Here is a 25,535-nt window from a genome sequence, read left to right on the forward strand (position 1 = left end):
CGAGTAGGCCGGGTCCCGCGGGACCCGGCCTACTCGTTTCGTCCCTCGACCGCGCTCCACACCCGGCGCCAGTGCGCGGCCAGGGAGTCGAGGGTCTCGTGCGCGTTCAAGCCGCTCGGTTGGGGCACCACCCACAGGTCGACTCCGTCCGGCCAGTCCGGAATCCCCGAGGAATCCTGCTGCCCGATGCCCGCCTTGGGCAGAGCGAAGGCCGTGCGGAAGGCGGTGATCCCCGCGATGGCGACGACCGACGGACGGAGCTGGTCGGCCATGGTCACCAGACGCCGCGCGCCAACTCGCAGCTCCTCGCGCGTGAGCTCGTCGGCCCGCGCCGTGGCCCGCCCGACGAGGTTCGTCATCCCGATGCCGCGGGAGAGAAGCTGCTCCTCGTCTTCCGGCGAGAAGCCGGCCGCCGCGTCCACGACGTGGTCGGTGAGCCCCGCCCGGTGCAACGACGGCCAGAACCGGTTACCGGGCCGAGCGAACGGCGCGTTGACGGCAGCGGTCCACAGACCCGGGTTGACGCCGACGATGAGCAGACAAAGCCGTCCCGGGTCTTCGGGTATGACGTCGTCGACCCCGTTCGGGTCGTCCGTCGCGAACCGGGCGAGCTCGTCGCGTCTGGGGCGGCGCCCACCTAACGGCGAGGGGCGCCGGGGCCGGGCCGTCAGCGCTTCGCCCGCTCGTCGTTCAGATCGAGGCCGCCGAAGTAATGCGCGAGGTAGAACGCCATCGCCACACCTCCGCCGACCGCCGCGATCCTGTTCGCCGGCGAGCCCGACCGCCCGCGTGCCAACACACTCCCCGCCGCGAGGTTGAGCACTCCCCAGGCGACGTTGTGCAGGGGCGGGGACGGCCCGACACCCGGAGGGCTGGCGAAGGGGGTCGGAAACCTCTGCCGGGTCATCCCCTTGACCGTGTGCGGTACGGCGTTCGCGAGCAGCGCGCCGGAGACCCCGGCAGCGATCGCGCCGGTCCTGTCGCGTAGTCCTGTCACACTCTCTCCCCTCCGTCGGCACGACCGGAACCGTGCGGTCCGGCGGCGCCCACCGCCTTCGCTGCCGCCTGTGGTCCGAGCCGACCTCACGAGTCTGTCAGAGGTCCCCGGACGTCGTACCGGGCTACCACGAAGTCCCGGTTCCGCGCGCAGTCCTTCAACTCGAGGTCGTACGCGCCGCCGAACAGCGGTTTACCCGACCCCAGGGTCACCGGGGCGATCGAGACCACCACTTCGTCGAGCATCCCCGCCCCGGCGAACTCGGCTGCGAGCCCGCCGCCTCCCATCACCCACACGTCGAGGCCGGCAGCGGCGGACTCGAGCGTTGCGCGATGATCGGACGGGGCGCCCGCGACAAAGGAGACGTGGTCGTCCGCGGCCTCCAGCTCGCGGTGGGTGAACACGAAGGTGGGGATCTCGGGCAGCCAGTCACGGTCGTGTTCGAGGACCCACGTGTACGTGGACGACCCCATGACCTGGGCTCCCACCTCCGCGAGGAAGGCGGTGGTGTTGCCCGGCCCGTTCTCGTCGATGTCCTGCTTGAAGAGCCAGGACAGGGAGTGGTCGTCGTCCGCGAGGAATCCGTCAAGGGTCGTGGCGGTGTAGTAGCGGTAGCGGGTCATGACAGTCCTCCTGAGGCGCGGCGGTGCCACATGATCGGGTCGGGATCGAGATGCCTGATGTCGGCGCCGGCCTGCGCCAGCATCCAGCGCGCGAGCTGACGACGATGGGCCGAGAACGTCAGGTCGTGGGCGACGATCTGGGACAGCAGGAACGACTCGGGTGGGTCACAGAGCGCGTCGATCACCCGGTCGCCCCATGCCCCACGGCGTTCCACATCGCGCGTCATGGCCAGCCACCGCGCAGCGATCTCGGAGTGTCGCCGGCGCAGACTCTCGACGTCGTCCTCCACACTTAGGTCGGGCTCATCCTCTCCCTCGATGCACGCGAGCCACGGCAGCTTGTCCAGGGCCAGATGGCGCAGGACGTCCGCGAGCGACGTCTCGTCACCCGACCACTCGAGCACCCTGTGTCCCGGCATCCTCTCGCGTCGGTACTCGTCGTCGTCGACCCCCTCGGCGGCGGCGAGCACCGCGGCGGTGTCCTCGAGGTCGTGCCGGATCATCAGGGCGACGACGTCGCCGGCCGATATCTCCTGCCCCGCGTCGACGTAGAGCACCGTCGGAGAGTGGAAATGGATGCCGTTCGGTGCAGGCAGCCAGTGGCCTCGGTCGTGTCGCTGCCGCATCGCGCTAGGAGGACACCCGAACGCCCGTGAGAACGCGCGCGAGAAGCCCTCGACCGAGTCGTACCCCGCCGCGAACGCCGCGTCGGTGACGCTGCGTCCCCCTTGGATCTCCCAGGCCGAGCGCTCGAGGAGGACACGCCGCCGCATCGCCGCCGGCGCTTCCCCGGCCGCCCGGCTGACCTGGCGACTGAAGTGGAACGACGACGAGTGGGCGTCCGCCGCGAGCGTGTTCAGGACTGCGCCGCCTTCGTGCTCGGCGAGAACGGCGTCGAGCAACTCGCGGATGCGATCTCGTCCCGGGCGCCGTGCGGTCATGCCTTGATTGTCAGTGGAGCGGGGCGCCTTCGGCTTGACCGTTCTTGCTCGATGCTCGGCCGGCCGGAATTTGCCCGTGGGCCGTACCGGCCGCCGTCGCGTCTGCGCCGCAGCGCCGGCCTAGACGTTGAAGCGGAACTCTAGGCTACACCTCGAAATCCGCTCCTACCTGCGGAGATAGCCCTGCCCACGGTCAGCTTAGTCCCGTTCTAGTCCCGTTTGCGCCTAAGGAACCTTGTAAACGACAGGCGACTCGCGATGTGCTTGCACCAGCGCCACAGCTATCGCCACCACAGATCTTGCCTCCGCTGCTGTCGGGGGCCTTCCCGAGCCGCCGCCGTGGCGGTTCGAATTGGGCCAGACCGCTTCGAGCGCGCCCACCACGGGGGTGACCGAGTTATTTAATTCTCGTCCTGGAAAAATTGACCGCCACTTGTTCCCGCTATTGGCCTTAAGTTCACCCAGCGCAGTTCCCAGATTCGACCTCGGCTTGTTAGGAACGACGAGATCAATAAATAGGTGCTCAAGCGCAACGACTGCATGATTCCAGGCGTGGGATGGACTCCCGTGAAGCCCATACGCATGGGCCCATGCAAGCTTCAATTCGTCTGAGATTGGATCAGGCACAAAGACGGCAGAATCCAGCATGGACGCCATCTCGTCGGTCACTCGACGCTCCAGACCAGCGCCTTCTCGGTTGACACACCAAACCGAAGCTCCCGCACCCAATATCTCATCGAGGCCGCTAGATAAACCGGGGTCCCGAGTTTGATCTAGCGTTGCGTCAATCAAGTCCAAGAAGAACGCAGGCTCCGCAAACGCACGTGCGAGTAGCTGATCTTTGATTTGGCGACCGTTCGATCTGTGGCCAACTTCTAACCGCATTCTCAGGGCCATATAATGCTGAGGGGCATCCGGGTAGTAACCCAGAGGAGGATTCTCGTCAAAAGCAGACTCGTACCACTTCGCCAATATGGACTGCAGATGACCCGGGACTCCTTCATACGGTCCGTCGGGTCCGGCCCGTGCCGTTCGCCGCGAGAGGGGCACCCATTTCTCCATGCGAGCAGCGTACCCAGGGTCTACGACATCAACGACGTATTTGTCGCACGTTCGTAGGTTCCGCCGGGGCGGCGAAGGCGTTCGCCATCGCCCCCGACACGAGGTCGGTTGCGTCCGAGTACAGATGTCCGTAGGTGTCCATCGTGATCTTGAAGGACGAATGGCCTAGGTGGGCCTGGATTGCCTTGGCAGGGACGTTCGCCGCGATAAGCAGTGCCGCGCAGGTGTGGCGGAGGTCGTGGAACCGGAGGGAGTCCGGTAGCGCCGCCCGAGCCGCCGCCCGCTTCCAGTACCGCAGGTAGAAGTCCCTCCCCCAGTGCATCGGGAGCTCGTCTCCGTCGTCCCCCGGCCACACGTAGTCCGCCGACTGCGGTCCTCGCGCCTCGAAGACCGCCCGAAGCTCCTCGGCCATGTCTGGCGTCATCGACACCCACCGCGACTGCCCATTCTTTGGCGGGACGACGTGGAACTCGTCGGCGCTGAGGGTTGAGATCGACTCGGCGACGTTCACCCGCCCGCGCAGCAGGTCGACGTTCTCCCACCGCAGCCCGCACACCTCTCCCGCCCGGAGGCCGGTCTGTGCCGCGAACCGGACCATCCGCCCGAAGCTCGCTGCCCTGTCGCTGGGCCGGTACCCCTCCGGGCGATCGCCCTCAACCCCATCCACGACCTCCTCGACCGCCGAGGCGAGGCGGGCGACCTGTGGTGCGGAGAGAAACGCGACCTCTTCCCGGCGGTGTTTGGGTAAGTCCTCCCGCGTAAGTCCGTCGCAGGGGTTGCCCCGGAGGTACCGGGAGCGGACCGCCGCGCCGAGAACCTGGTTCATGACCCGAACGGCGTTGTGGACTGTGCCGGGTGCGAGGCCACCCTTGGGCGATTCGCCGTCGCGCTCAGCCTTGCGCTCGCGATACCTAGCGTCCCGAGTCGTGCGTGACTTCGCGGGGTCGGCGTCCCCCTTGTTGTTGTGGCCGACGCGCTTCCCCTCGGTCGAGAGGTAGGTAATCCATGCGACGATGTCGAGGGTCGTGATCCCGCCGATGGGACGGCCCCCGAACGTCGGGTAGATGCGTTGGTCGAGAATTGTGCGGTAGGCCTGATTGGTCTTAGGGCGGAGGTTCCGCGACTCCAGCCACAGCTCCCCCATCTCCCGCACGGTCCGCCGGGAGTCGGCAGGATCGATGTACTCGCCCCGGTCGATGTCAGCCTTCACGCCGTTGAGAAACCGCTTCGCCTCGGTGCGCGAACCGAAGGTCTTGGAGCGGCGTTTGCTGGCGTCGTCGTACCACCGCACCCGGAATCTCCCTGGTGTCTGCTCCTGGATTGAGTAGCGGTTCGCTCCCATCTCAATGCCTCCCTGGGTACGCAACACGGCCGGTGGCTCGGTGGGTGATGCGGACGATCCTCGTCGCCTTAGGGTGCCCGTTGAGCTTCATCTGCTCTCGCGCCGCTCTCCGCAAGTCCTTGACGATCTGGCCTCGCTTAGCCCGAGGTTCATCCCACGGCATGAAGTAGTGGACAAACTCACAAGTGGTGGGGAGGTCACTCTCAACCGGAGGTTCGAGCTCAGCGACCCAATGGAACTTGGGGTCACGTTCAGTCAGCCCACCGAATGGGGACGCCAACTCCATCGGGTTCTCGTCGTCCATCTCAGGCCACCGCCTCTCGCTTGGCCTCGGCCCGCTCAGCGTTGAGGTACACCCTCCGTACGGTCGAGTGCGCCCAGATCTCGCTGCCTCCCGGCGTGGGCACGCCCTCGTTCGTGAGGCGCTGTGCGATGGCGACCGCCGACTTCCCTTCCCTCCGCATGGCCACGATCCGTTCCGCGACCTCGGGCGGCACGCTCGACGGACGACCCAGCCGAACACCGCGAGCTTTCGCAGCCGCCAGCCCTTCCCGCGTGCGCTCCGAAATTTTGCGCCTCTCCTCAGCCGCCACGGCGAGACGGATGTCCGCGAGGAGTCGCTGGGAGGGGTCGCCGCTGTCGGCCTTGTCGGTGTCCATGAGTCTCCAGCCCCCGCGCTCGGCTCGTTTGAACAAGCGGGCCGCGTCTTCCTGGTCTCGGGTCGCCCGGTCGAGAGACCGCACCAACAGTGCATCCGCTACCCCGGCCTCTACTGCAGCGATAGCGACCTCCCGCCCGTACATCGCCTCGGTCTTCGCCCCGGACACGATGTCGGTCGTGATCGTCAGCAGCTCGTGCCCGTTCGCCTCGCAGTACCGCTCCAGCGTCGCGCGCTGAGCGTCGAGGCCGTACCCGCTCTCACCCTGGCGAGCGGTAGACACCCGGACGTACCCCACGACACGCAACGCCCGCGTGGTCGGTGCGCCAGGTTCCGGGGTCGTGATGGCCGGGGCGGGTCGAGTATCCGGTGGTCGACTCATGTTTTCTTTCCTGCCTTTCTTGAATCCTCCGCGGTGCATTCCCGCCATTCCCAGATCGGAAACGTCGGAACCTTCCGTATACGAACTTTCTACCCGACTTTTCGACGCGCCGCTAATTACCTAATCCGACTAAACATTGCATTCCAGACAGGGAAATCAGACCTTCTCAGCGGCACGGACAGTTCGGCCACTTTCGCCCACTTATTCGCCATTCTCCGGCTGCGGATTCACCTTCCTGAGCCGTCGTTCCGAACCCGGGCCTCAGGCCGGGACAGTTGGCGCTAGAGGGTGACAATTGTCGCTCCCGACTAGCTCGACTCCCGAGGGTTCCGCGAGAAGGAGCGAGCGCGACAGGCGCCGTGGCGGATGCTCGCCGCCCCCACTTCCGCTCCCAGCCGCGCTAGCGCCACACCGGACGTCCGGACCTGCCTGCCTGACCTGCTCCTACCTCGCAGATCAGCGCAGCCGATCAGGGGCACCTGGATCCTGACGCTGGACGCGCCCACGCGCATGAACCAGGCCCCTCCTCCTACAGCGGGGAAGCGGGGAGCGTTCCCCGCTTTCGGTTCGCGACTCCCTATACCCGCGATTGATATTTTGAGATTTACCTTGTTTTATAAGAATCGAGTTACGGCGCGGTCGCGGGAGAAGCGGGGAAGAGTTCCCCGCTCCCCGCTATTTCTCCGGGCCGTCTCGAACGATCCGACAACGCTTTACTAACCTGCCATTTCCCGCTTTCCCCTCTTCGGATTCGACTTGGCCTGAAGAAATTAGAGATTGGAGCACCTCCTCCGCCTTAGACTGCTTCGAACTGTGAAATAGCTTGATTAATGCACGCCACTGAATCCAGCCCTCGCCGCTATCTGATTCCTCGGCGAGTTTGGCCAGGAGCTTCCTAGCTACCCTCCCCCGCAGTTCCTTCTCCTCGTCCGTGGCGGCTGCTCGTGCTGCCTCGCGCCTGCCTCGCGCGCGGTCGCTCTGCTTCTGCGCTTGGCGGAGCGCGTCCTGAGTCGCGCGTCGAGTCTCCTCGCTTTTCGCCATCACCGCCCCGGCGAGCTCCCAGTCCTCCTCCGTGATCTCGCGCTCCCGGCCCGCCAGAAACATCAACCCCGCCGAGACTTTGAGCTGGACTTGGTAGCGGTGGCCGTCGAGGGGGTCTAGCTGGCCTTGTGCAGATCGCAGTCGATGGTCTCGGATCTCTTTTCGTACCCGTTCGGGTATGCGGAGGGGGCGAAAGTCGCCTTCCCCCATCGGTCGCGTGACGTCGAACTCCGCGTCGCTCGGGCTGGTTCCCATCGCGCCGTTCGGTCGTCTGCCCCACCGCCATTCCCGGCAGTCCAGCGGTTCGGGTAGTTCGGGAAGGTCGGCCTCCGATTCGAAGCGCTGCTGGAGCATGGCCGGCATCCACAGGAACCTCTGTGGGGTGCCTCCGTCCGCGTCCGCGAACATCGCTTCCGCGCGTGCCTCCTGTACGCCCATGACGAGGCAAAGGCGATAGCGGTGAGGTTGGACGGGGATGTCTTTGGTGCGATCTGCGTAGGCCTTTCCGAGCCGCTCACCGGACCACGCTTTGCGTAGCTCGGGCATCAGCGTCGCACCCGACCTCCCGGCCACGGCGGTGAGATTGTCGATTTCGTCGACTGAGAACAGCACTCGATCCCGTTGCGGGACGAGCACCAACTTCTTGTCGACGGTTTTGTAGTAGGCGTACTGCTTAGCGATGCCCTCGCCGGACCCCAGTTCGTGCTCGTGGGTCTGTCGGTTAGTCCGGAGGAAGTCGTCCGCCGACCGCATCGCGGTTCCCTTGCCGGAGCCGGACGGACCGACGATGTTCACGAAGAGGTTGAGCGAGCCGTAGCCCCCCACGGTTGGCGGTAGCACCACATCGGGCGGCACCATCGCGAGTGTTCGCGCGAGCACCGCCCCGAGCACGGCCCACGGCTCCGCGATCCTCGCTAGCGCATAGTCACGCAGCTTCTCCAGCTCCGGGCGCGCGGCCCAAAATTCCTCCTCTAGCCGCCGGTCGTCGCGCCCGACTTTCGCGCGGGTCTCCTCGGAGTCCGATGCGACGGCTTGCGCTGCGGCGTAGCGGGCTGCGCGGTCGAACTCGATTTCCGGGACGTCCCGACCCTCGGCAACCTCTCCCTCTGCGAAGCGCTCGATAAACACTGCTCTCAAGGAGTCGTAGACCTGGCGGGCCGGGTACAACCCGGCGTACGCCTCTCGAAAGCCCCAACACAGTGCCTCGACGACGGCTTCATGGCGAGAGCGGCTTCCTCCGCCGCATTGCCCATCTCGCCGTGCGTGCGAGTCGAACCACCCCAGTGGACCCCCGACAGCCTCAGGCCGATCAGCGGTGGTGAAGGAGTCCAGGAAGGTTTCCAGCTCCTCGGCGGTAGTTGCCGTGGCGCTCTGAACCTTGGGCGTACTGAGGCACTCTCGAAGTTTCGTGGGCAGCGGCGGCACCGCGCCGAACCGCGCCCACGAGTAGCAACCTCCCTGTTCGGCGTCCCTATGGATCGTCGGGGCGACGACGATGACGCCATTCTGACCACGGACCTCACCGTAAGGACTGAACGCCCCGGCACTGTTGGAGAATCTATCGTTCGGATCGGTCGCGAAAATGTAGTGGCCTCGGGAACCTTCTCTGCGGGTGTGCTGAAACGAGCCGACCCGTAGGTCTGCGGCGAACTTCCCGGGCAGTTCGTCTTGGTCTAGGTCGAACGCCACCGCGCCCGACCGTCCGACGTGGAGCGCGATTCCGCGATCCGGGTAATCTGCGAACCAGTCACAGATCACCTCCGGGTCCCGGCTCGACTCCTCCGTCCACTTCCCAACAATCGAACCGGGATTCTTCTCGCCAGAAGCAAGCGGAAGTACGTACCACCCCGCCTCGGCGTATTCGAGTGCGGCTTCTAGTACACCCAGACGGGACACATCGGGGATTAGTAGCTGCGTGGCGGGACGACACTCGGCGAGAACCGGCATCTTGCCGGATCGGTTACGTTTATTCGGGGACACAGCGAGTCCTTTCGGCAGCGCGATACCCCGCCGCCAGCCAAGTCGGGACCAATGGGCGGCGGGGTCGCGTGTCTTACGAGGGATGTGGCGGAGTTCGCCAGAAGGGAGCGGCGGCTACTCGTCGTCCAGCTCGCTCAGCGGCGGGACTTCGGTGAGCTCCACGCCCGCCTCGTCGGCCTCGTGGCGGAGAATGGCGGCGTGCCGGTTACACAGGACGACCGGGATATGGACCATCCCCACGGACACCACGAACAACGGGGCGTCGAGAACGACGGGTCGCCGATGGTCTCCCCCGACGTGTTCGAACGGCCCCGGCGATACGCACCGGTCACACGCCACGATGCAGCCTCGGTCTCGTGCCAGTCGCCAGGTCTCGCGCTCCACCAACCGGGCGAACCTCAAGGAATTCATCCCGTGTGGGATGACGAGGTGGTGTATCTCGTCGCGAATGTCGGTGTCCGAGCGCCCGTACTCCTCCACGAGCGTCTCGTCCCCATCGGCAAAGCCGGTCAGTCGAGCCTTCACATACGGACGGTGAACCAGCAGGCAAGGCTGCGACGGGTCCCCTCAGCAGATTCCGCGAGCAGACTTTGGACCGCCAACGAGTCACGGGCGTTCCAGTCGGGCACGAACTCTCCCGGAGGAGGAGAGACACGCGCACCCAACCCGCCCGCGCGGGCCACACCCGCGAACCACGCGAACCATTCCATCCGGCGAAATCCCGGCGAATAGCTCGGAGCGGCGAGTTGATCCGCGAGCGCAGACGTCAGCGGTTCACCCAGCTTCGAGTGGTGGTCGATGCCCACGCTGTACTCATGCGCCAGCTCATCAGGATTTATCCGGTCGTTGCTCATGCGGCGTCACCACCCGTACCGCCCTCGACTCGGAACGACGCAACCCAGGCCAGCACATCATTCTCCGAATAAACGTTTGAGTTGCCAATTCGGTGGGCGACGAGCTTGCCGGCCCAGGTTTGATGCTTGATGAACCGTTCAGTGATGCCAGGGATGCCGAGCCCATCGCAGAAGGTCACTACCTCGGGGCGCAGCATTGTCGGTACGTCACGGCGCACTTCTTCTGGAACATCGCCAGCGGCTACCGCGAGCGCTAGCGGGACTTTCGTCTGTCGGGACATGATTCACGCTCCTCCTGGAGCAGTACCCAGAAACGCAAAAAGCCGCACTAGGACACCGCTCCACGTTTGTGGATTGGATGTCCCGTCCGGCTTCACGTCTGGTGGTCCCAAGCCTCTGAAGAGGCCCCGCAGCGTCCGGATACTTCGCTCCCGCCGCTAACGGCGAGTCACTACTACCTATCTCGGGTTACCACTGCGCGATTCGCGTGCCACTGTGCAGTCCGCTCGGGCGACCGGCTACACAGACGGGTTCTTCTTAGGATGAAGGTCGCCGAAGCGACCCTTCTTAAACGATACTACCCGATCTCGCGACGGCTTCGATCCGGTCGCGGTCGCCGCGTGAGACGCTTCTAGATTAGGGCTGTGGCCTGGAGAAACGGGACCGCCCGTCCCCTCCCGCCGCAGGCGTATCGTCCCCCCCGTCGGCGTCGGGGACGCCGCAGGAACTACCGCCGACCGCGCAGCCAGGGGCAGCCAAGACAGGGCGGATCAACGAAATCTGCAGCCGACCCGGCTACCCAATCTTGATTCGAGGCTCACCTATGAACACCTACCGCTACCCCCAACTGACCGGCAGCGACGGCACCGCCCCCGGCGGCTACGTCACCGAGGGCGACGTCCTCGTCAACTCCACCGCCGACGGCGTAGGCCTCAACGCGATCTACGCCGAGTACCGCGAGTCGCTGGAGCTGTACAACGCCGAACGGTCCGCGCTCGTGTCGCTACTGTCGTTCTCGACCACGCGGGCATTCGACACCGTGCCGCAGGGTGCTCTGTCGGAGGGGTTCGAACTGGCGTCAGAGTTCGGCGTGCCGAAGGCAGCCGGGGTGCCGGTCGATGAACTCCGCCTCGGCTACACCTTCCAGGACTACGATCGCGCATCTCGTCTCACTTGGCGGGCGTTGCGGGATATGACGCAAGAACAGGTCGATTCGGTCCACCGCGGGATCCTGGAGGCGAGCAACCGTCTCGTCACGACCTCGATCCTGGCGCGGCTGTTCGACCCGACCCAGGACCTGTCCCCCGAGGGCAACGCGGTCTACGGCCTCTTTAACGCCGACGGGACCCACATTCCGGACTTTATGGGCCGGTCGTGGGACCCGGCGGCCACGAGCCACTACCTCACTTCCGGCTCCGCGACCATCGACCCTTCCGACGTGGAGAGCCTCATTCGGATGGTCAAGCTCAAGGGCCACACAGCCTCCGGGCAGCGCCTCCTGCTGCTGGTGAACCCGAGCGAGTCCGAGACCATCGCCTCATTCCGCGTGGGCGTCGAGTCCGCCGACCTCACCCGCGCCCGGTACGACTTCGTGCCTTCCGGGACCGCCCCAGCGAGGTACGTGACCGAGCGGCTAGAGGGCGCGGCCCCGCCGGTCGAGTACGGCGGGCTGCCAGTGATCGGGTCCTACGGGGATGCGCTCGTGATCGAGTCGATGTTCGTTCCCTCCGGGTACGTGGCGATGGTCGCCAGCGGCGGACCCAACTCCGAACGCAACGTCGTCGGACTCCGGGAGCATCCCAACCCCGCCTATCGAGGCTTGCGGCTCATTCCCGGCAACCAGCAGCGGTACCCGCTAGTGGAGAGCTTCTACGCCCAGTCGTTCGGCGTCGGTGTTCGACGCCGAGGCGCGGCCGCCGTCGTGCAGCTCACCCCCGACGCGACGTACACCGCGCCGTCGGACCGGAAGTGGTGACCGCGATGCTCGGCGGCGACTTCCGCAAGCAATCGACCGAGGCTCAGCGCGCTCCCGCCGGGACGCTCGAACCCGGCGCGGGCGAGTTCTCCTGGGGGCCGGGGCTGGCTCCTCCGGGCGTTGCGCCCTACCGGGGCCGCGAGGCCTCTGCCACGCTCAACGCAGCGCCTCGCCGCAAGCGCACGAGCTAACTACCCGCAGACTCCCGGCGCGGCGGCCTCTTGTTCCTCCTGCCGCGCCGAGCGCTCCGGGCCTGCCTCCCCGGAGCACGCAACCCTCGCCACTGCCTGCTACAGCTACGGGGAGCGACGAAGGGCGGCTGGTCTGTTCGATATGTCACAGCAGCCCCCAAGCCGGAACTCCGGACTCGAGACCAGTCGACTTGTCCTGGTTCGGGCGGCGAGTCCGGCACGGCCCCACCGTGGTTCACGAGCCACCCGCCGGGGCCGACCCGGCTCGCTTCCGCACTCGCGTTGTCCGAAGTCCGAGCCACAACAGCGAAAAGCCGAGCGCGCTACCAGCACCATTCAGTGCGGGCAGCACGCTCGGTTTTGCAGCTCAGAGCACGATCTTTGTAGTTTCGGAACGCCGTCCCTTATTCCAGGTCTCCACAATCATGTGGTAACAGGTCATCACTCGCCCACCCGTTCCTGAGTGCTGAGTTCCACCGCTGGTGCTTCGAGCATGGACATCCGCCTTCCACTTCCAGGCAGGATTGCGCTTTCCAAGCTTCTTTGCCAACTCATCGTCACTGGTGATTTGTTCACCGTGCCGGCCAATGAACTCTCCTAGACCACCCAGCAGCATCCCGTCCCACGTCTCCGCAGTCCTGCCCCAAGCTTCCTCCGCAACAGCCAAAGTTCGGTCTAGGGTCTCAGCACCGTAGCGATCAGTGATCCGGAGCACTCCATTCACTGCCCCGATTGCATTGACACTGGTGCTGCCCATCGAAAGCTTGTGCTTCGTGACGACCTTGTCGGTGTCCACGAAGAGTGGAATTCCACCAGTGAGACCGATGTGATACTCGTCGATGGCGGAGGGACGGCTTGACTCGCGGTTCTTGATGAGGAAAAGAATTGCTTCCTCGGTCTGGGTGAGTCCCTTATGGACCTCGCAGATCACATGCTGTCGCTCGAGAAGCTGGCTGGCCCGCCAACGGTGCTGCCCATCGACAATGTATTTCTCGCCCGACTCGCGCTCGGAGACGATGATCGTGCCGACCGCTTCCGGAATGAACGTGTCAGCAAGCTTCTGTGCCCGCTTCTCATTCAGCGTGCGCTGCGCCTGGGGGTCAATCTTGAGTTCGTCGGTCGGCACCTTGACGCCGTACTCAACCTTGTGGTCGGGCAGCTTGTACTCATAGCTCTTCGCCATGATCGATCTCCTGTTGTGAAGTGCGCCGGGGGGAATGTGCCTGGATAGCGGCTCTTGGGAGTAGCGCACCAACACACTAACTCACGTCGGACCTGATGCGCAAGCTTAGTCCACTTTAGATTCAGATCTCACGTCGCTCCTCGTGTCAAATCTCGCGCTGCGGCATAGACCCAATGCGGACACCTCGGAGCTCAGCCGGAGTGGTCCAAGGCGTCCGATGAACCATGCGGTGGCAGTTCGAGCAGAGAAGAGCCAAGTCAGAGAGCTTGGTCGTCGTCTCGCCAGATTCCGAGAGCGGCTTCACGTGGTGGACCTCTATGTAGTCGCGCCCTCGCTCGCCATACGTCGCCTCAAAGTCAAACTCACACACATCACAAGCCAGCGGCTTTCCCGCCTTGCGAACGTGCGCGATCTTGGCTCGACGGAGTTTCGGGTCTCGCTCTCGGCGAAGGTGCCTCGCAAGCAAGACTCTCCCTTCGCTTGCTTCCTCAAGTTCGAAGTCAACGTCATCAACCACGTCCGACATCGGAAAAGCCGAGTGCACTGGCTCCCTCGCCTCAAGTGAGGCTCGGATTGAGTCCGCCTTCCGGAGAAAAATCTCAGGGTCAGCCAGCAGCTCTTCTAGGACAAGCCGATCAGTCTTTCCACCACGCGTCGGCTTTCCCGTGTAGTCCGGCCGATGCGTGGCTACATCAGACATCTTTCGGGCAACCCCATTGGGGTTCCGAAAGTCCTCACCCCGAACCACTAGCGGATGGATGTCAGCGGCGTTGAGGACCGCCGAGAGTTCCTGGACCTCCACTGTTTCAGGACCCAGATACTTCCATCCAGCCCGGTAGGCGACAGCCGCAGCAATCGCAATTTCGTCATAGGTCCAATTCGGCGGTCGTACCATGCCTCAGACGTTAGCCCGTGGCTACGACATCCCCGCCGGTTCGGGCCTTCGCGAGGCGGGCGCGGGGTTGATTCTTCCCGGAGTCGGTCCCCTCCTCGCGTGCGGGCTTAGTCCCGTCTTAGTCCCGTTCGGAGGCGATGCGGAGGCGTCCGACCCCGGACCGGAACCGACTCAAAGGAAACCGAAACCGGCTGGTCAAAGCCAGGTTTTGGAGCGTCGTTAGCCTGTCTTCGCAGGTCGCAGAATCGGGCCTAGACGTTGAAGCGGAACTCCACCACGTCGCCGTCGGCCATGACGTAGTCCTTGCCCTCCATGCGCACCTTGCCGGCCGCCTTGGCCGCGGCCATCGAGCCGGCCGCGTCGAGGTCCTCGAACGAGACGATCTCCGCCTTGATGAAGCCCTTCTCGAAGTCGGTGTGAATGACGCCGGCGGCCTTGGGGGCGGTGTCGCCCTTGCGGATCGTCCAGGCGCGCGACTCCTTGGGTCCGGCGGTGAGGTAGGTCTGCAGCCCGAGGGTGTGGAAGCCGGCGCGCGCGAGGGCGGCCAGGCCGGGCTCGGTCTGGCCGATCGACTCGAGCAGCTCCATGGAGTCCTCCTCGTCGAGCTCCTGGAGCTCGGCCTCGACCTTGGCGTCGAGGAACACGGCGTCGGCGGGCGCGACGGCGGCGCTGAGCTCGGCCTTGCGCTCGTCGCTCGTCAGCACCGACTCGTCGGCGTTGAAGACGTAGAGGAAGGGCTTGGCGGTCATGAGGTGCAGGTCGCGCAGCACGCCGCGGTCGATCTCGTCCTGGGCCTTGAACAGGGTGCGCCCGTCCTCAAGCACGGCCTGGGCCTTGCGGATCTCCTCGAGCTGGGCCACCAGCGACTTGTCCTTGCGGGCGTCCTTCTCGATCCGCGGCAGCGCCTTCTCGATGGTCTCGAGGTCGGCGAGGATCAACTCGGTCGCGATCACCTCGATGTCGGCCATCGGGTCGACCCTGCCGTCGACGTGGATGACGTCGGGGTCGTCGAAGACGCGCACGACCTGGCAGATGGCGTCGGCCTCGCGGATGTTGGCGAGGAACTTGTTGCCCATGCCCTCGCCGGTGCTGGCGCCTTTGACGATGCCGGCGATGTCGACGAACGACACCACGGCGGGCAGGATCCGCTCGGAGCCGAAGATCTCCGCGAGTCGGTTGAGGCGGGGATCGGGCAGGTCGACCACGCCGATGTTGGGCTCGATGGTGGCGAACGGGTAGTTCGCCGCGAGGGCGTCGTTGTTCGTCAGGGCGTTGAACAGGGTCGACTTACCGACGTTGGGCAGTCCGACGATTCCGAGGGTGAGGCTCACGAGGCCACAGTCTACGGACCGCGGACGGCAGCCCGACCCCGCGGCCGTCGGGCCGCGTCAGGGAGCGCACCGGCGCGGCCTCTGACAAGATGACTGCCATGAGCGACGAGCCGAAGCCGCGTCCCCCCGTCGAGGATCAGGAACAGCACGTCGACCGATCCGTACTCATCGGCATGGGTGGGCGATGGGTCACCGACTGGGCCCTGCGCCTGGCCATCCTGTTGGTCGCGGGATGGCTCATCTCGCGGATCGGCGGCGCGCTGTGGGTGGGCATCCTGCCGATCCTGTTGGCGCTGATCATCTCGACGGTGCTGTGGCCCGTGACGGGCTGGATGGTGCGGCACAAGGTGCCCAAGACCCTGGCCGCCTTGCTGTCGATCATCGGCTCCCTGGGGCTGCTGACAGGCGTCATCGCACTGATCGCCCCGTCGATCGTGGAGCAGAGCGTGCAGCTCGCCGACCAGACGTCCGAGGCGATCACCGAGGTCCAGGACTGGCTGCGGGGGCCGCCGCTCAACATCCGTGACGAGCAGCTGGACGGCTTGCTGGACCAGCTCAGCTCGACGCTGCAGGACCGGGGCGACCAGATCGCGTCCGGCGTGTTCACCGGCGTCAGCGCGGTGGGATCGTTCGTCGTCACCCTGGTCCTGGTGTTGGTGCTCACGTTCTTCTTCATCAAGGACGGGCCGCGGTTCCTGCCGTTCGTCCGCCGCAACACCGGCCGCACCGCCGGCCGCCACCTCACCGAGGTCCTCACCCGGGCGTGGAACACCCTGGGCGGGTACATCCGCGCCCAGGCGATCGTGTCGTTCGTCGACGCGGTGCTCATCGGCCTGGCGCTCGTGATCCTGGGCGTGCCGCTGGCGTGGGCGCTGGCGGTCATCACGTTCATCGCGGGCTTCATCCCCATCGTCGGTGCGTTCACCGCCGGCGCGCTCGCCGTGCTCATCGCGCTCGTGGCCAACGGGTTCACCACCGCGATCATCGTCCTGGTCGTGATTATCGCGGTGCAGCAGCTCGAGGGCAACGTGCTCCAGCCGATCCTGCAGTCGCGCGCCATGAACCTGCACCCGGGCGTCATCCTCCTGGGTGTGGCCGCGGGCAGTACGCTCTTCGGCATCATCGGTGCGTTCCTCGCCGTGCCGATCCTCGCCGTGGTCGCCGTGGTCATCCGGTACATCAACGAGCAGATCGATCTGCGCACCGGCGACGTCACCGCCTCCGATCTGGCCTCCGCGACCGACGAGGGCCGCCTGACGGCCTGGCTCGGGGAGATGTCCAGCTCGCGGTTCGCTCCGCTCCGCAAGAGCAGCAACGCGATCATGGCCGGGATGATCGACGAACGACCGGACATCGCCCCGCCGGGACCGGGGACGTCCGGAGCGCGCACGGCGGCCGCCGCCGCGTCGGCGCCGGGTGGTGCGGGGGTCGCCGTGACGGGTGACGACGACGAGGTGGGCGGTGACGTCAGCAGCGCCGTTCCGCCGTTGTCGGATCAGCTCCCACCCGAACCCGGCTTCGTCGACCCCAAGGCGGTCACCGGCGACCGGCCCTCCCCGCAGGAGGAGGAGGCGGCCAAGCCCAATCCGCTGCGTCGATTCGGTCGTTTCCTCGCCCGTCGGCTGGGCGGTTAGAGTCTTCTCCCGTGAGTAGACGCAGGAGTGGCCGGGTGCCCGCGGACGAGAGGTCCGTGGTCTCCTCGATGCGCGGGCTGCCCGCCTGGACCGCGGTCCTGCTGGCGGTGGCCATCTCGCTGACCGGCGTGGCCATCGACTCGGTCTCGGGCGAGCTCGGCGCCGGGTTCACCGTCGCGTTCGTCCTCGGGTGCGTGGTGTCGGTGCTCGCGATCTCGCGGCGCTCGCTGTTCGTCGCCGGGGTCCAGCCGCCGATCATCATGACGCTGCTGGTGCCGCTGGTCTACGTCATCTCCGGGGCGGGCGCGGACGTGTTCTCGCGGACACAGATCGTCTCGGTCGCCCTGCCGTTGGCCACCCGGTTCCCCCTGATGATCGCCACGACCGTCGTCGTCGTCGCGATCGCGCTGATCCGGGCGTTCGTGCTGGAGCCCCGGTCCACGCGGCCGGCGGCCCCCTACATCCAGCGCACCGCCCCGGCACACGCCCGCCGCTGAGGCGGGGCGTACCGGGGCGGTGAGTGCCGTCCCGCCCGCTCCGAAGCGGGCGGTCGGGTCAGGCCTTCTGGGTGCTGCGCAGCGAGCGGGGCAGCGCGAAGGTGATGGTCTCCTGCGCGGTCCGCACGGGCGAGACGTCGCTGTAACCGTGGTCGGCGAGCAGGTCCAGCACGCCCCGCACGAGGACCTCGGGGACGGAGGCGCCCGAGGTCACGCCGACGGTGGTCACGCCGTCGAACCAGGAGGTGTCGACCTCCTTGGCGTAGTCCACGAGGTGCGCGTCGCGGGCGCCGGCCTGCAGCGCCACCTCGACCAGCCGGACCGAGTTGGACGAGTTCTGCGAGCCCACGACGATCACCAGGTCGCACTGGGGCGCCATCGCCTTGACCGCGGTCTGGCGGTTCTGGGTGGCGTAGCAGATGTCGTCCGACGGCGGATCGACCAGCGTGGGGTACTTCTGCTTGAGTCGACGCACCGTCTCCATGGTCTCGTCGACGCTCAGTGTGGTCTGGGAGAGCCAGATGAGCTTCTCGGTGTCGACCGGGATGTCGAGGGCGTCGACGGACTCGGGCCCGTCCACGAGGGTCACCACGTCGGGCGCCTCGCCGGCGGTGCCCTCGACCTCCTCGTGGCCCTCGTGGCCGACCAGCAGGATCTGGTAGCCCTCTCGGGCGAAGCGCTTGACCTCGGTGTGCACCTTGGTCACGAGCGGGCAGGTGGCGTCGAAGGTGTTGAGCTGCAGGTTGAGGGCGCTCTCCCGGACGGCCGGAGAGACGCCGTGGGCGGAGAACACGAGGTTCGCGCCGTGCGGCACCTCGTCGGTCTCGTCGACGAAGATCACGCCCTGGTCGGTGAAGGACTCCACGACGTGCTTGTTGTGGACGATCTCCTTGCGGACGTACAGCGGCGCCCCGTGCTTCTCCAGGGCTTTCTCGACCGTCTCGACGGCTCGGTCGACGCCGGCACAGTAGCCGCGCGGTTCCGCGAGTAGTACCCGCTTGGTTGCCGGTTCGGCGATCATGTCGGTCTGCTCGGTCATGTCCCCAGGGTACGGTTCATACTGGATTTCGACCATTACGCCTCCCTCCACGCCCCCCGGCAGAGAGGTCCGCATGCTCCGACCACTGTTCCTCACCCGTGCCTCGATCGGTCTGGCCGCCACCGCGGCCGAGCGCGTCGTGGCCCTGCCCGGCCGCGCGATCGAGGCGGTGTCCACGCTGCCCGGCGTGCCCGTCCGGGTCGCCGGCGGCCTGGTGCAGTCGTACCTGCACGCGGGGCAGACCCTCACCGACCTGGCCGTCAAGGGCGACAGGGTGCTCGCCTCGGTCTTTCCCGCCCGGTCGGATCAGCCGGAGTGGGCGACGTTCGACGAGGACGAGACCGAGGAGGTCCTCGACGTGTCCTACCGGGTGTACGGCTCGTCGCGGGCGCCCCGCGACGGTGGTGATGACGGTGACCATCCGGACGTGCCGACGGGGCGCGTCACCCCCCGCGACGAGTGAGCGCCTCCTCCCCCGGCACCCCGAGCAGCCCCGAGTCGCCGTGGCCGGTCCGGGTCGTCTCGGACCAGATCGCCGCGTGGATCCACCGCCTGGGCGCGGTGTGGGTCGAGGGTCAGATCACCCAGCTGAGTCTGCGACCGGGCACCCGCACGGCCTTCCTCACGCTGCGTGACCCGTCCGTCGACAACTCGCTGACGCTGACGTGCCCGCCCCGGCTGATCTCCGAGTCACCCGTCCCGGTCACGGAGGGCAGCCGGGTCGTGGTCCGCGGCACGCCGCGCTTCTACACGGGCCGCGGCTCGTTCTCGCTTCAGGTCTCGGAGATCCGCCCGGTCGGCGTGGGCGAGCTGCTGGCGCGCATCGAGCGACTCAAGCAGGCGCTGGCGGCCGAGGGCCTGTTCGATCCCCGCCTCAAGAGGCCGCCGCCGTTCCTGCCGACGTGCGTGGGTCTGATCACGGGCCGGGCGAGCGCCGCCGAGCGCGACGTGGTCGAGGTGGCTCGTGGTCGCTGGCCGGACGTGCGCTTCGCCGTGCGCAACACCGCCGTGCAGGGCGTGTCGGCCGTGCCCCAGATCCTCGACGCGCTGGCCGAGCTGGACGCGGACCCCGTCGTCGACGTCATCATCCTCGCCCGCGGCGGCGGCTCTGTCGAGGACCTCCTCCCCTTCTCCGACGAGGCGTTGATCCGCGCGATCTCGCGGTGCCGCACGCCGGTCGTCTCGGCGATCGGACACGAGCCCGACTCCCCCCTGTCGGACCTCGTCGCCGACCTGCGCGCCGCCACCCCCACCGACGCCGCCAAGCGCGTCGTCCCCGACGTGGTCGAGGAGCGGCGCCGTATCGCCGAGGCGCGCGCCCGCACCGCCCGGGCCCTGCGCGGCTGGGTGGAGCGCGAGCGCAACCAGCTCGCCGCGGTGCGGTCCCGGCCGTGCATGGCGAACCCCCACGGGATCGTCGACTCGCGCGCGGAGGTCGTCGCCGAGGCGCTGCGGGCGGCGCGGCGGGACATCACCCGCATCATCGACTCGGAGTCCACGTCGCTCAGCCACCTGTCGGCGCGCCTGACCACCCTCGGCCCGGCGGCCACCCTCGCCCGCGGCTACGCGGTGGTCCAGTCGGTGGCCGGGGTGCACGACGGTCGGGTGGTGTCGTCGATCGCCGACGCCCCGCCCGGCTCCCAGCTGCGCATCCGCGTCTCCGACGGCGCCCTCTCCGCGGCGGTGCTCGGGTCGACGCCCGCCGCCGGCCGCACCACCGCCCCCGCGCCGACCGCCACCGACACACCCGAGACCGACACCCCCGAGGAGCAGTCCTGATGTCCGACGAGCAGACCCCCGTCTCCGAACTGGGCTACGAGCAGGCCCGCGACGAGCTCATCGAGGTGGTCCGCATCCTCGAGGCCGGCGGTCAGGATCTGGACGCCTCCCTCGCCCTGTGGGAGCGGGGCGAGGAACTCGCCGCGCGGTGCACCGAGCATCTCGACGGCGCCCGTGCGCGCATCGACGCGGTCCTGGGCGACGACGACGAGGGCGGCACCGCCCGGGGCTGAGCCCGCCGCCCGGTCACGCGGGAGGGCTCACCTCCCCGCGCGGGCGATCACTGCGTGGGGAGCGGCTCCGCGTCCTGGACGGCGGCGGCGAGCGTCTCGAACTGATCAGTGGGCGCCGAGCCGGTCACGGCCACGCGGACGTCGTCGAGGTCCAGCACCCACACGGGGCGCACGTCGTCGCCGGTGAGGACGGTCCACTCGCGCCCGGCGATCGGCACCATGGTGCGCTCGGGCCGCGGGCCGCCGTTCAGTGAGCGGAACGCGTCCTCCGGGGCGTCGGACTGGACGAGCTCGACGTAGCTGCGTTCGCCGGTCACCCAGCCGACGTGGCTGGACGTGGTGCCGGCGAAGCCCTGGACGCGGCCGGAGTTGGCGGTCCAGTCCGCGGGGACCTCGGGCGAACGGATCGGGTACTCCAGACTGCGGGCATCCTGGCGCAGGGACGCGTCGGCGTCGAACTGCGGGATCTGCCCCTGCTCCGGGCCGGACGGGCTGAAGGTGCACAGTCCGGCGACACCGGCGAAGAGTCCGCAGATGACCATGAGCACCACCACCGACCAGAACATGTCGCGGTTGCCCTGCAGGATTCTCGGTTTCGCCTCGGCCACGCCTGTGAGTATCCCACCCACCCGGGGCGACTCCGGCGCGTGGCCCCCGGCCCGGTCGCGGAGGTGGAACAATGAGCGCCGACAACCCGCCGCGCGCGCGTGACCTCGTCGCGCCCGCGCCCGCCCCCGAGGAGCCAGACCACCTATGTCAGACGCCAAGCGCCCCGATCGTAACCTCGCCATGGAGCTGGTCCGTGTGACCGAGGCCGCCGCTCTCGCCGCCGGGCGCTGGGTGGGCCGGGGCGACAAGAACGGTGGCGACGGTGCCGCGGTCGACGCCATGCGCGAGCTCATCTCGACCGTCGACATGGACGGCACCGTGGTGATCGGTGAGGGCGAGAAGGACGAGGCGCCCATGCTCTACAACGGCGAGAGGGTCGGTACCGGTGACGGGCCGGCGGTCGACGTGGCCGTGGACCCGATCGACGGCACCCGCCTCATGGCGGAGGGTCGCCCCAACTCGATCGCCGTGATCGCGGTGGCCGAGCGCGGGGCGATGTTCGACCCGTCGGCGGTGTTCTACATGCGCAAGATCGCGGTCGGCCCGGACGCCGTCGGCCGGATCGACCTGTCCAAGTCCACCGAGTGGAACATCCGGTCGGTGGCCGAGGCCAAGAACATCGACGTCGGCGACATGACGGTGTGCGTGCTCGACCGGCCTCGTCACGCCGAGCTCATCTCCGAGATCCGTGCCGCCGGCGCCAAGGTTCGGCTCATCATGGACGGCGACGTCGCGGGCGGCGTGGCGGCGGCCTCCGACGACAGCTCGGTGGACATGCTCATGGGTATCGGCGGGACGCCGGAGGGCATCATCACCGCGTGCGCCATGAAGTGCATGGGTGGCGAGATCCAGGGCCAGCTGTGGCCGCAGGACGACGCGGAGCGTCAGAAGGCCGTCGACGCCGGCCTGGACGTCGACGCCATCCTCGGCACCGACGACCTCGTCAAGGGCGACAACTGCTTCTTCGCCGCCACCGGCATCACCAACGGCGACATGGTCCGCGGCGTGAGCTACCGCGCCAACGGCGCCATCACCCGGTCCCTGGTCATGCGGTCCAAGTCCGGCACGGTCCGCCACGTCGAGGGCCGCCACAAGATGGAGAAGCTCCGCGAGTTCTCGGCCGTCGACTACGGCCAGGCCGCCGACGCCCGCTGACGGCACCCGCGCCCGCCGGGCCCGCGCCGTAGTTCCTGCACGGCCCGGCGGGCGCGCCTAGTCTGGCCCCATGGCCGATCAGACTGAATTCCGTATCGAACACGACACGATGGGCGAGGTCCGGGTCCCGGTCGACGCCCTCTGGCGGGCCCAGACCCAGCGCGCCGTGGAGAACTTCCCCGTCTCGGGTCGCGGCCTCGAGCGGGCGCAGATCCGCGCCCTCGGGTTGCTCAAGTCCGCCTGCGCGACCGTCAACGGGCGGCTCGGGCTGCTCGATCGGGAGAAGGTGAACGCGATCGTCGCGGCCGCCGGCCGTATCGCCGAGGGCGAGGTCGACGGGCACTTCCCCGTCGACGTGTTCCAGACGGGGTCGGGCACGAGCTCGAACATGAACACCAACGAGGTCATCGCCTCGCTCTGCGCGGCCGAGGGCGTCACGGTCCACCCGAACGACGACGTGAACATGTCGCAGTCGTCCAATGACACGTTCCCCACGGCCACGCACGTCGCCGCGACGGAGGTCGTGATCGCCGACCTCGTGCCGGCCCTCGGCGTGCTCGCGGAGTCGTTCGAGGCGAAGGCCGAGCAGTGGCGGGATGTGGTCAAGCCCGGCCGCACGCACCTCATGGACGCCGTCCCCGTCACGCTCGGTCAGGAGTTCGGCGGCTATGCACGCCAGATCCGAGCCGGCATCGAGCGCGTCTGCGGCACCCTGCCCCGCGTGGGCGAGCTGCCGATCGGCGGCACCGCCGCGGGCACCGGGCTCAACGCCCCGGACGGGTTCGGCTCCGCCGTCGTCGAGGAGCTGCGTTCCCTCACCGGGATCGAGGAGCTCCGCCTGGCCGCGGACCCGTTCGAGGCCCAGGCCGCCCGCGACGGGCTGGTCGAGCTGTCGGGTGCGCTGCGCGCGGTCGCGGTCTCGCTGACCAAGATTGCCAACGACATCCGCTGGATGGGGTCGGGCCCCATGACCGGGCTCTCCGAGGTGCATCTGCCGGACCTGCAGCCGGGGTCGTCGATCATGCCCGGCAAGGTCAACCCGGTGCTGTGCGAGACGGTCGCGCAGGTCGCCGCCCAGGTCGTCGGCAACGACGCGGCGGTCGCGTGGGCCGGCGCGAGCGGCGCCTTCGAGTTGAACACCGCCATCCCCGTGATGGCGCGCAACGTGCTGGAGTCGGTCCGGATCCTCGCGAACTCGTCCACGCTGTTCGCCGAGCGCTGCATCGACGGGATCGAGCCGGACGTCGACCGCATGCGCCGTCTGGCCGAGTCGTCCCCCTCGATCGTCACGCCGCTGAACTCGGCGATCGGCTACGAGGAGGCGGCCCGTGTCGCCAAGCACGCCCTCGCCGAGGGGCTGACCATCCGCGAGGCGGTCATCGCGCTGGGCTTCGTCCCCGACCCGCTGTCCGAGGAGGAGCTCGACCGTCGTCTCGACGTCCTCGGTATGACCGGCCTCGACCGCGAGCGCTGACCCGCCGCGGTCCCACCGCTCAAAGGGGAAGGGCCCGGGCGACCGCCCGGGCCCTGCCCCTATTTCCGCCGCGCCCGGCCCTGCGCCGCGGCTCGGACGCCCCGCCCCGCCTCAGGCGGCCCGGATCCGGCGGAGCTCGCCGGCCGCGGCGCCGGGGTGGAACTCCTCGAGCATCGTGGTGACGAGCTCGGCGATGGCCGAGCGCTCGGACCTGCTGAGGGTGATGTGGGCGAACAGCGGGTGGCCCTTGAGCTTCTCCACCACCGCCTGGATCCCGTCGTGCCGACCGACCCGGAGGTTGTCGCGCTGCGCCACGTCATGGGTGAGCACGACCCGCGATCCGGTGCCCAGTCGGGACAGCACGGTGAGCAGGACGTTGCGCTCGAGCGACTGCGCCTCGTCGACGATCACGAAGGAGTCGTGGAGGCTGCGGCCACGGATGTGGGTCAGTGGCAGCACCTCGAGGATGTCGCGATCCATCACCTCGTCGATCACGTTCTCGCTGACCAGTCCCTCGAGGGTGTCGAACACCGCCTGCGACCAGGGCGACATCTTCTCCGACTCGCTGCCCGGCAGGTAGCCCAGTTCCTGACCGCCGACGGCGTACAGGGGCCGGAAGACGACGATCTTGCGATGTCGACGCCGCTCGAGCACTGATTCGAGCCCGGCGCACAGGGCGAGGGCGGACTTGCCGGTGCCGGCGCGACCACCGAGCGAGACGATGCCGATCGACTCGTCGAGCAGGCAGTCGATCGCGATTCGCTGCTCGGCCGAGCGGCCCCGCAGGCCGAAGACCTCGACGTCGCCGCGGACCAGCCTGAGCCCGCCGTCGTCGGTGACGCGTGCCAACGCCGAGGACGAGTCGGTCTGCACCCGCACCCCGCAGTGCACGGGCGTCGCGGCGTCGAGGCCGACCGCGCGGGCGGCGAGCGGTGAGACGCCGCCGGTCGAGAACAGGGTGTCGACGAGCTCCTGCGTGGCGGGCAGGTCCGCGACGCCGCTGTAGCCGGTGAGGACGACGTCCTGCGCGTGGTACTCGTCCGCGGGCAGTCCCACCGAGCCCGCCTTGACGCGGAGCGGGACGTCCTTGGAGACCAGGACGGTGTCGTCGCCCTCGGCCCGCAGGTTGAGTGCGCAGGCGAGGATCCGGGAGTCGTTGCCGGTGTCGCGGAACCCGGCGGGCAGGACCGACTGGTCGGTGTGGTTGAGCTCGACCCGCAGGGTGCCGCCGGTGTCGGTGACGGGCAGGTCGCCGTCGAGGCGGCCGTGGCGCAGGCGCAGGTCCTCGAGCAGCCGCAGTGCCTCGCGGGCGAAGTAGCCCAGCTCGGGGTGGTGGCGCTTGGCCTCGAGCTCCCCGATCACCGCGATGGGCAGGACCACCCGGTTCTCGGCGAAGCGGGTGACGGCCCACGGATCGGACAGCAGAACCGAGGTGTCGAGGACGTAGGTACGGACGGTGTCGGTCACGGCGCGCTCCTGGACCGCGGCACCCGCGGTCGTGTCGGGATGGACCGGTCGGCCCAGGTCGTCCGGAGACGACAGGGCCGGGTGCCGGCCCCCTCCCGATCGCCTGTAACGATCATCGGCTGGGACCTCCCGACGGTCGGCTTCCCCACCGACCGTTGGCCCCGACGCTACGCCGAGAATCACATCGCTGTAG

At 67.8% G+C, this 25,535-nt stretch carries 25 protein-coding genes; 8 read left to right on the plus strand and 17 right to left on the minus strand.

Annotation, left to right across the window (positions count from 1 at the left end; genetic code table 11):
- Positions 1-29: 29 nt before the first annotated feature.
- The 11 genes from A6035_RS10045 to A6035_RS18230 form a co-directional block, all read right to left on the minus strand.
- Positions 30-671 carry a mismatch-specific DNA-glycosylase gene (locus tag A6035_RS10045; RefSeq protein ID WP_108849208.1) on the minus strand — a complete coding sequence of 214 codons (642 nt, stop codon included), beginning with the start codon at positions 669-671 and terminating at the stop codon, positions 30-32.
- A complete protein-coding gene (locus A6035_RS10050) occupies positions 668-997 on the minus strand; it encodes a hypothetical protein (protein WP_200836420.1) in 330 nt (109 codons plus the stop codon). Before A6035_RS10050 ends, A6035_RS10045 begins: the two co-directional genes overlap by 4 nt.
- A gap of 86 nt (positions 998-1,083) precedes the next feature.
- Positions 1,084-1,620 carry a dihydrofolate reductase family protein gene (locus A6035_RS10055; protein WP_108847667.1) on the minus strand — a complete coding sequence of 179 codons (537 nt, stop codon included), beginning with the start codon at positions 1,618-1,620 and terminating at the stop codon, positions 1,084-1,086.
- Positions 1,617-2,561: a helix-turn-helix domain-containing protein gene (locus A6035_RS10060; protein WP_108847668.1), complete on the minus strand. Its 945-nt coding sequence runs from the start codon at positions 2,559-2,561 to the stop codon at positions 1,617-1,619. Before A6035_RS10060 ends, A6035_RS10055 begins: the two co-directional genes overlap by 4 nt.
- Positions 2,562-2,786: 225 nt before the next feature.
- Positions 2,787-3,230, minus strand: coding sequence for a hypothetical protein (locus tag A6035_RS18220; RefSeq protein ID WP_159149638.1), 444 nt, complete (start codon positions 3,228-3,230; stop codon positions 2,787-2,789).
- A 421-nt stretch (positions 3,231-3,651) separates the two neighbouring features.
- Complete coding sequence (locus tag A6035_RS10065; RefSeq protein ID WP_108847669.1) at positions 3,652-4,965, minus strand: tyrosine-type recombinase/integrase; 1,314 nt, start codon at positions 4,963-4,965, stop codon at positions 3,652-3,654.
- Positions 4,966-5,270: 305 nt separating this feature from the next.
- Positions 5,271-5,921 carry a recombinase family protein gene (locus tag A6035_RS10075; RefSeq protein WP_235026771.1) on the minus strand — a complete coding sequence of 217 codons (651 nt, stop codon included), beginning with the start codon at positions 5,919-5,921 and terminating at the stop codon, positions 5,271-5,273.
- A gap of 759 nt (positions 5,922-6,680) precedes the next feature.
- The gene (locus A6035_RS10080; RefSeq protein ID WP_108847672.1) at positions 6,681-8,993 is read right to left on the minus strand and encodes a bifunctional DNA primase/polymerase; all 2,313 of its coding nucleotides are present in this window, start codon (positions 8,991-8,993) and stop codon (positions 6,681-6,683) included.
- A 147-nt stretch (positions 8,994-9,140) separates the two neighbouring features.
- A complete protein-coding gene (locus A6035_RS10085; protein ID WP_108847673.1) occupies positions 9,141-9,551 on the minus strand; it encodes a hypothetical protein in 411 nt (136 codons plus the stop codon).
- Complete coding sequence (locus A6035_RS18225; protein ID WP_159149637.1) at positions 9,548-9,880, minus strand: hypothetical protein; 333 nt, start codon at positions 9,878-9,880, stop codon at positions 9,548-9,550. Before A6035_RS18225 ends, A6035_RS10085 begins: the two co-directional genes overlap by 4 nt.
- The gene (locus A6035_RS18230) at positions 9,877-10,161 is read right to left on the minus strand and encodes a hypothetical protein (RefSeq protein ID WP_159149636.1); all 285 of its coding nucleotides are present in this window, start codon (positions 10,159-10,161) and stop codon (positions 9,877-9,879) included. Before A6035_RS18230 ends, A6035_RS18225 begins: the two co-directional genes overlap by 4 nt.
- 542 nt (positions 10,162-10,703) lie before the next feature.
- Here A6035_RS18230 and A6035_RS10090 point away from each other — a divergent pair.
- Positions 10,704-11,855, plus strand: coding sequence for a hypothetical protein (locus tag A6035_RS10090; protein ID WP_108847674.1), 1,152 nt, complete (start codon positions 10,704-10,706; stop codon positions 11,853-11,855).
- Between the two features lie 558 nt (positions 11,856-12,413).
- Here A6035_RS10090 and A6035_RS10095 read toward each other — a convergent pair.
- The 3 genes from A6035_RS10095 to ychF all read right to left on the minus strand — a co-directional run bounded on the left by A6035_RS10095 (position 12,414) and on the right by ychF (position 15,455).
- Positions 12,414-13,229 (minus strand): ParB/RepB/Spo0J family partition protein, encoded by an 816-nt coding sequence (locus A6035_RS10095; protein ID WP_108847675.1) that lies wholly within the window; start codon positions 13,227-13,229, stop codon positions 12,414-12,416.
- A gap of 145 nt (positions 13,230-13,374) precedes the next feature.
- Positions 13,375-14,124, minus strand: coding sequence for an HNH endonuclease (locus tag A6035_RS10100; protein WP_108847676.1), 750 nt, complete (start codon positions 14,122-14,124; stop codon positions 13,375-13,377).
- 251 nt (positions 14,125-14,375) lie between these two features.
- Entirely contained in the window at positions 14,376-15,455 is a 1,080-nt protein-coding gene (gene ychF / locus A6035_RS10105) for a redox-regulated ATPase YchF (protein ID WP_108847677.1), read from the minus strand.
- Positions 15,456-15,553: 98 nt separating this feature from the next.
- Here ychF and A6035_RS10110 point away from each other — a divergent pair, with 98 nt between their 5' ends.
- Together A6035_RS10110 and A6035_RS10115 are read left to right on the plus strand one after the other, a co-directional pair.
- Positions 15,554-17,089 (plus strand): AI-2E family transporter, encoded by a 1,536-nt coding sequence (locus tag A6035_RS10110; RefSeq protein WP_108847678.1) that lies wholly within the window; start codon positions 15,554-15,556, stop codon positions 17,087-17,089.
- An 11-nt stretch (positions 17,090-17,100) separates the two neighbouring features.
- Complete coding sequence (locus A6035_RS10115; RefSeq protein ID WP_244192407.1) at positions 17,101-17,586, plus strand: DUF6542 domain-containing protein; 486 nt, start codon at positions 17,101-17,103, stop codon at positions 17,584-17,586.
- Between the two features lie 58 nt (positions 17,587-17,644).
- Here A6035_RS10115 and A6035_RS10120 read toward each other — a convergent pair whose 3' ends face one another.
- Positions 17,645-18,625, minus strand: coding sequence for a 4-hydroxy-3-methylbut-2-enyl diphosphate reductase (locus A6035_RS10120; RefSeq protein ID WP_108847680.1), 981 nt, complete (start codon positions 18,623-18,625; stop codon positions 17,645-17,647).
- Positions 18,626-18,698: 73 nt separating this feature from the next.
- Here A6035_RS10120 and A6035_RS10125 point away from each other — a divergent pair, with 73 nt between their 5' ends.
- From A6035_RS10125 to A6035_RS10135, 3 genes are read left to right on the plus strand one after another with little or no spacing between them, the layout of a single operon-like run.
- Positions 18,699-19,088 (plus strand): hypothetical protein, encoded by a 390-nt coding sequence (locus A6035_RS10125; RefSeq protein WP_108847681.1) that lies wholly within the window; start codon positions 18,699-18,701, stop codon positions 19,086-19,088.
- Positions 19,085-20,404 (plus strand): exodeoxyribonuclease VII large subunit, encoded by a 1,320-nt coding sequence (xseA, locus tag A6035_RS10130; RefSeq protein ID WP_108847682.1) that lies wholly within the window; start codon positions 19,085-19,087, stop codon positions 20,402-20,404. The genes A6035_RS10125 and xseA overlap by 4 nt, the downstream gene beginning before the upstream one ends.
- Positions 20,404-20,637, plus strand: a complete 234-nt coding sequence (locus A6035_RS10135; protein WP_007631335.1) for an exodeoxyribonuclease VII small subunit — start codon at positions 20,404-20,406, stop codon at positions 20,635-20,637. The genes xseA and A6035_RS10135 overlap by 1 nt, the downstream gene beginning before the upstream one ends.
- Before the next feature lie 47 nt (positions 20,638-20,684).
- On the opposite strand, the gene A6035_RS10140 is transcribed toward A6035_RS10135, so the two are convergent.
- Positions 20,685-21,245, minus strand: a complete 561-nt coding sequence (locus tag A6035_RS10140) for a DUF4245 domain-containing protein (protein WP_108847683.1) — start codon at positions 21,243-21,245, stop codon at positions 20,685-20,687.
- Between the two features lie 145 nt (positions 21,246-21,390).
- Between A6035_RS10140 and glpX the strand changes: the two genes are divergently transcribed.
- Positions 21,391-22,401, plus strand: a complete 1,011-nt coding sequence (glpX, locus tag A6035_RS10145) for a class II fructose-bisphosphatase (protein ID WP_108847684.1) — start codon at positions 21,391-21,393, stop codon at positions 22,399-22,401.
- A 70-nt stretch (positions 22,402-22,471) separates the two neighbouring features.
- Entirely contained in the window at positions 22,472-23,875 is a 1,404-nt protein-coding gene (locus tag A6035_RS10150; protein WP_108847685.1) for a class II fumarate hydratase, read from the plus strand.
- A gap of 111 nt (positions 23,876-23,986) precedes the next feature.
- On the opposite strand, the gene phoH2 is transcribed toward A6035_RS10150, so the two are convergent.
- Positions 23,987-25,342, minus strand: a complete 1,356-nt coding sequence (phoH2, locus tag A6035_RS10155; protein WP_108847686.1) for an RNA 5'-3' helicase PhoH2 — start codon at positions 25,340-25,342, stop codon at positions 23,987-23,989.
- Positions 25,343-25,535: the final 193 nt, after the last annotated feature.

The sequence above is a fragment of the Dietzia lutea genome (genome assembly GCF_003096075.1).
Classification (GTDB): Bacteria; Actinomycetota; Actinomycetes; order Mycobacteriales; family Mycobacteriaceae; genus Dietzia; species Dietzia lutea.

Coding starts and splice junctions, on each gene's coding strand:
- A6035_RS10055 (WP_108847667.1), bottom strand. CDS start 1,620: ATGACCCGCTACCGCTACTACACCGCCACGACCCTTGACGGATTCCTC.
- A6035_RS10060 (WP_108847668.1), bottom strand. CDS start 2,561: ATGACCGCACGGCGCCCGGGACGAGATCGCATCCGCGAGTTGCTCGAC.
- A6035_RS10065 (WP_108847669.1), bottom strand. CDS start 4,965: ATGGGAGCGAACCGCTACTCAATCCAGGAGCAGACACCAGGGAGATTC.
- A6035_RS10080 (WP_108847672.1), bottom strand. CDS start 8,993: ATGCCGGTTCTCGCCGAGTGTCGTCCCGCCACGCAGCTACTAATCCCC.
- A6035_RS18225 (WP_159149637.1), bottom strand. CDS start 9,880: ATGAGCAACGACCGGATAAATCCTGATGAGCTGGCGCATGAGTACAGC.
- A6035_RS18230 (WP_159149636.1), bottom strand. CDS start 10,161: ATGTCCCGACAGACGAAAGTCCCGCTAGCGCTCGCGGTAGCCGCTGGC.
- A6035_RS10090 (WP_108847674.1), top strand. CDS start 10,704: ATGAACACCTACCGCTACCCCCAACTGACCGGCAGCGACGGCACCGCC.
- A6035_RS10095 (WP_108847675.1), bottom strand. CDS start 13,229: ATGGCGAAGAGCTATGAGTACAAGCTGCCCGACCACAAGGTTGAGTAC.
- A6035_RS10100 (WP_108847676.1), bottom strand. CDS start 14,124: ATGGTACGACCGCCGAATTGGACCTATGACGAAATTGCGATTGCTGCG.
- A6035_RS10110 (WP_108847678.1), top strand. CDS start 15,554: ATGAGCGACGAGCCGAAGCCGCGTCCCCCCGTCGAGGATCAGGAACAG.
- A6035_RS10120 (WP_108847680.1), bottom strand. CDS start 18,625: ATGACCGAGCAGACCGACATGATCGCCGAACCGGCAACCAAGCGGGTA.
- A6035_RS10125 (WP_108847681.1), top strand. CDS start 18,699: ATGCTCCGACCACTGTTCCTCACCCGTGCCTCGATCGGTCTGGCCGCC.
- A6035_RS10135 (WP_007631335.1), top strand. CDS start 20,404: ATGTCCGACGAGCAGACCCCCGTCTCCGAACTGGGCTACGAGCAGGCC.
- glpX (WP_108847684.1), top strand. CDS start 21,391: ATGTCAGACGCCAAGCGCCCCGATCGTAACCTCGCCATGGAGCTGGTC.
- A6035_RS10150 (WP_108847685.1), top strand. CDS start 22,472: ATGGCCGATCAGACTGAATTCCGTATCGAACACGACACGATGGGCGAG.